We start from the raw sequence: 5,376 nt of genomic DNA, 5'->3' as shown, positions 1-5,376 counted from the left end.
GCCTCATCGAAAATTACAATGGGCGGATCTTTGAGCAAGACCCGGGCGATCGAGCGCCAACTCAGCAGGAAGGTAACGGTGCAGTACGTTCAGACCACGCTGGAGCAGGCTCTGCTGGATCTGACCCGCCGGGCCGGCGTGTCGTTGGAGATGGAGCCCGGGGCTCTTGCCTCGCTGCCGCCGCATGTGTTCGAGCGGTTCCCGTTGCGCATGGAGGCTGCTACGATCCGGCAGGTTCTCGACTGGATATGCGGGTTGACCGGGCTCAGCTTCTCCATTGAGGCAAACGGCATCCGCATATCCGGCAACAAGGTTGCAAACGCGTCCAACACCCAGGGTGACGGCGGGATCGGCGAGGCTGCCATCCGGGCGCTGCGAGCCAACATTATCGTCGGCCAGATCAACATCACCAACCCCGACGGCTCGACGTTCTCTTTCTTCATCCGCGAGGATGACCTGCCGCCGGAAGTGAACGAGATGCGCAAGGCCAAGATCCGCGACGCCATCAACCGGATTCGCAAGACACTGGAAAGCGAGCAGCCGAAGGACTGAGTCGTGTCCCCGCGGCATCCGCCATCCTCGACCGGTGCCTCCAGCACGCCGAGGGTGTCCTTCCTGTAAGCCTGCATGGATCGCGATGAATCGTCCGGTATCGTCCGCTGTCAGTGCGAGATTGCACGGAGAACAGCCGATGAGAACCAGAACGACGGGCGGCGTTCCTGTCCAGTTGGAGCAACTTGTGGGGCGTTTCGACTGCTGGCGGCGGACTCGCGAGGGCCGGTCCCGGATTCCTGGGGGCTTGTGGGCCGCGGCAGTGAAGGTCGCCGGCAGGTATTACCGCACCGTCCGGGCCCGAGACTCCTCCCGCCATTTCGCCAACTCTGCTCGTGATCCGTTCGCCGACGTCGTCGATCCTCCACGGTCCGTTGATTTCCGTTGCCTGCCTCCTGCGGACGCCTCGCTCTATCCCCCATATCGGCCCGCCGGCCCACGCAACTACGGCCATGCACCCGCAATCAGGCAATCAGGAGGCGGGTTGTGTTAGAATGACCTTGGTTTCAGAGCCGACAGCGATGGCCAAGCGGATCGAGATCATCGTCAAGACCACCGATGCATGCAACGCGCGGTGCGTGTACTGTTCGGCCGGGAGCGATCCAGGCGGCCGTCGGGAGCTGTCGGGCGAGGCGGCGGGTTTGCTGCTGCGGCAGGCTGACGAGTTGATTGCGGCCGGCCGTGTTGATCGCGTTCGATTTCTCTGGCACGGCGGCGAGCCGCTGCTGCTGGGCAAAGATTTCTTTCGCGAACTTGCGGTCGCGTTTCACGCGTTGCCCCACCGTGCGGGGATCACGCACCGGATTCAGACCAATCTCACGTTACTGGATGAAGAGTGGATCTCGATTCTGGAGCCGCTGATTGGCCGTGACGGGCTTGGAACGTCGCTCGATCCGTTTGACGACGTGAGGCAATTGGGCGAAGCGGGCGGCTACCGGCGGCGATGGCTGGCCGGCCTGGAGCTGCTCGATCGTGCCGGCTGGAAGGCCGGCTGCGTGTACGTGCTGCATCGGCCGGGCCTGCCGCGGGCCAAGGACCTCTACTGGTTCTTCCGGAACCTGCGAGACAACTCGATGCTGTCGCTGCGCGTCAATCCGCTGCTGCGGGTTGGCCGGGCGAAGGAGACTCCTTGCGAGTCGCTGTTGCTGACGCCCGGCGATTACGGGCGGTTTCTGATCGAGATCGCCGATGTCTGGCTGGGCGATCATCGTCGCCTGATTCTCTCGCCGGTGTGGGATTTCGTTCGGGCCTGGGAGGGCGGGTCGGTAAGTTCCTGTGATCTGGCCGGCCGTGCGGGGTGCGTCGAAGGGCATTTGGGCATCGATGCCGACGGGTTTGTCTACAACTGCGGACGGGCGGTTGATGCGGGCGGGATGAAGCTCGGGCGGCTCGGCGAGGCGTCGCTGCAGGAGTGCCTGGATCATCCTTGGCGGCAGGTGCTTGTCGACCGCGAGAAGGCGCTGCGACGGGGGTCGTGCGGGGTCTGCGAGTATTGGCGATTCTGCCACGGCGGCTGCCCGTATGAGTCGCACGCCGAGTCGGAGCACGCCCATCGGCCGACGCTGTTGTGTGGGGATTACCGTTTGTTTTTTGAATGGTTGGCAGGGAAGGCGGGCGATCAGCGGTCAACAGTCGGCGGCCGGCCATCGGCTATCAGCGGTCGGCTTTCAGCGACCGGCGATCAGCGATCATCCGTGAGCGGCCAGCAGGAATACGCGGTAGTGGTTCCAGGTGCCGGCGGCGGCATCGCGGGTGTTCGTTCGGCGACGTCTTGTGGCAAGCCTGTCTTCCTCGCCGATCTTCGTGCCTGGTTGCCCTACGATCTGCGGTCGCTGGCGGAGTTGTTCCTGCGCGATCCCGGTCTGAACGTGGCCATCGAGCCGTTTTACTCGGCACTCGTGCGTCTGACCGGCGGTGCTGCGGCGGGTGGTTGCCGGTCGCTTCGGCAGATGTACCGCGAAGCCTCGCCGATCCGCTGTCCGGATTTGCATTGCGCCACCTGTGAAGCCTTCAAGTTCTGTCGGGGTTTCTGGCTTGATCCGCAACCGCTGGACGAGCATTGCCGCGCGTGGCGGGAGGTGCACGCGATGATGGCGAGGCTGGTGGCCTGATGAGGGCGGCAGCTCGGCGCTTCGCTTTGACCTGGCCTACGGGGTTGATTCGTCTCGGCTTTCGGCAGCCGGGCAACGAAGGGTCGGGTGCAGATACAAGCGGCAGGTCGGCGCTTCGCTTTGACCTGCCCTACTGTGCCGAAGCGGGTATGTCTTGAGCGCGGCGGATCGGCGGAAGGTCGTGTTCAGCCGGCCTGAGCCTGAGTCTGCGGCTGATGGGTGCGGAACCGGGGCCAGCGGATCTCGGCGACCGTGTCGGCCTGGAGGTCGCGCGACTCGACGGCCGGCGGCTTGGAGGCAGGGTCAGCCGGGACAGAGGGATGTCGTTGTTCATCGAACTGCCGTCCGGCATCGATCACTTCGACCAGGCTGCCGGCGCTCTTGGCGATTCTGGCCAGCATTTGTCGGCGAGCCTCGATGACGCGGTCCATCTGTTGTTGCTCGGCGGCGAATTCGGCAAGTCGCTTTGCCAACTGTTTCTTGCAGTCGGCCAAGTAGGCGGCAAGTTCATTCTTCGATTGTTCGGTTTTGCCGGCGATCTGCTGGGAGATGGTTTGACCGGCCGCAATGGCCTGCTCGATTCTGCCGGCGATTTGCTGACAGACGGTCTGGCCGGCCGCAACGGCCTGTTCGAGACGACTCGCGGTGCTCTCGGCTCTGGAGAACACCGCTTGCCATTCTTTCGAATTAAGTTTGGCGTCAATCGCCGCGTGGCACTGTCGCATTCTCTGCAGAACCTCCGCGGCCATGCGGGCCGAAGCCCTGAGTCGCTCGGCCTCTTGGCGGACTTCATCAGTTCCTCTGCGCCAGCCGTCCAGCATCCGGTCGGCCTCGCCCTTTGCTTCGACGGCTTTCTTCTGCCATTCCTGCAGAAATGCCTGCGCGTTGTCCCAGCTTGCTTCGAGGCTTGCCTGCCAAGCCTGCGTCGCCTCGCGGATGGTGGAGGACATTTCTCGAAGATCGGCGGCCGTCTTGCCGGCTTCCTCGATATCCGCGCGAAGCGAATCGCGCTGCTCCTGTGCCGCGGCTACGACGTCGCCCAGCTCAATGCCGGCGCGTGGCGACAGTTCGAGGCGGATTCTGCGCGGCCTGCCTTTTTCCTCGAGGATTGACACGCGGCGAGCCGTGTCAAGGGTCTTTCCCGCCACGGCTCGCAAGCCCCGTTCGTGGAGCTCGCGCGTTTTCTCGAAACCCGCTTCGCAGGCGGCCAAGCGAGCGGTCAGGTCGGTGATCTGCTCGGTGTAGGCCGCACGGATGTCCTGAAGCTGTTCAGTGGTGGCGACATCCTTGGGCAGGGCATTGAGTCGCGCGAGCAGATCGCCGGCGCGGCGATCGAGATCTTGCGCAAGGGATTCGACTTCCCGGCGGTGAGCGGCGAGCATCTCAAGGATTCGGCTCGCATCGGCGGCCTGTCGACGCCGGATCTCGTCCAGTTCCCGCTTGTCACCGGCCTGGGCGGCCAGATCGTCCAGGGCCTTCTGGGTCTGTTTCCAATCGGCTACTACTTGCTCAAGCTTGTTCTCCAGGTCCTGTCGCTGCTTTCCGAGGGCGCCGAGCAGCTCGCCGAAGTCGGCCTGATGTCGATTCCGGATGTCGGTGAGGCTCGAGGCGTCGGCTTTGGACGCGATCAGTGCCTCGATCTGATCCCGCAGCCCGAGGTATCGCTCTTCGAGGTTGTCGAGTATCTCCTGGGTGTCGTCGCGGTTGCGATCGATTCGTTCAAGGATTCTTCGCCCCGTTTCGGCCTGGGCGGCGCGCACCTCATCCAGCTCAGCACGGCTGACCGTTTGACTTTTCAGTTCCGCCAGGATCCGGGCGACCGACGCATTCTGGGCCAGGGTGCGCTTTCGAATCTCCTGGAGCTGCTGCGCCTGCTCGATGACCCGCTTGGACAGCGCCTCAAACTCGGGCAGCGTTTCACCTCGGCCTTTTTCGCCCCGCTTCCTGATCCATTCACTGAGCTGCTGGAGCGAGGCCGCGATGCCGGCCAGCCGACGCTCCATGTCCGACGCGGCGGCTTCGTGAACTGACTTGAGCCGTCTGACCTCCTCGGCGCCGGCGGTCTTCCTTTCCAGAGACTTCAGTGCTTCTTGCGTGGCGTTGAACTGTGAGGCAACATGCCGGCCCAGGTCGATAATTGCCTGCTCGCTGTCCGCGAGTCGGCGCTTGAGCATGTCGATTTCCTTTTCGGGTTTCCGGGCGGCTGCTTCATCCAACTGATCAGTCCTCTCGGTGTTTTTCAATGGCGGCGTCGATTCCTGAGATGCTTCGGTTTGTTCGCCTGTCTCGCGGTCGGCGATTCGCGAGCATTTCCGCTTCATGGCGCTCATGAAGTCGGCCAGCCGTCCACCGTTTTGCGGGGACCGGACGGTTTTCTTGGCTCTCGGTCCTTCGCGGCGCAGTCCGGCTTGCGACGTCTCTTGGCTTCGTGGACATGGTTGATCGGTTGTCTCAGCGGAGAAATCCGTTCCGGCCAGGCGCGCCAGTTCTTCTCTAGCCTTTCGGCAGCGTTCCTCGATCTCAGCATTGTCAACGGGGGTCATGCCGGGAGTCGTGCTGCGGCTTTCGATCACCGTTTCGACGCATTCCTGGATCGAGCGGGTCAAGGTATCGAGGGTTGCTTCTTCCCGCAGGACGTCTGTTGCGGCCGTGGCCCCGGCATCAGCCCTGTTGTCTCGGGGGGAGGTTGCAACCGCCTCGACGGTTGCCGGAT

General features: G+C 63.6%; 4 protein-coding genes. 3 read left to right on the top strand and 1 reads right to left on the bottom strand.

What is annotated here, in order from left to right:
- The 3 genes from PLL20_21480 to PLL20_21470 all read left to right on the top strand — a co-directional run.
- Positions 1–552, top strand: a 552-nt coding sequence (locus PLL20_21480) for a hypothetical protein (protein ID HPD32571.1), incomplete at its 5' end; no start/stop codon positions are given.
- 139 nt (positions 553–691) lie between these two features.
- The gene (locus PLL20_21475) at positions 692–1,045 is read left to right on the top strand and encodes a hypothetical protein (GenBank protein HPD32570.1); all 354 of its coding nucleotides are present in this window, start codon (positions 692–694) and stop codon (positions 1,043–1,045) included.
- Position 1,046: 1 nt separating this feature from the next.
- Positions 1,047–2,663, top strand: coding sequence for a radical SAM protein (locus tag PLL20_21470; protein ID HPD32569.1), 1,617 nt, complete (start codon positions 1,047–1,049; stop codon positions 2,661–2,663).
- Positions 2,664–2,848: 185 nt separating this feature from the next.
- Here the strand turns inward: PLL20_21470 and PLL20_21465 are convergent.
- Positions 2,849–5,376, bottom strand: a 2,528-nt coding sequence (locus tag PLL20_21465; protein ID HPD32568.1) for a hypothetical protein, incomplete at its 5' end; no start/stop codon positions are given.

It is taken from the genome of Phycisphaerae bacterium (genome assembly GCA_035384605.1).
GTDB lineage: Bacteria > Planctomycetota > Phycisphaerae > UBA1845 > PWPN01 > JAUCQB01.
This window is presented reverse-complemented; position numbering and strand designations above follow the sequence as displayed.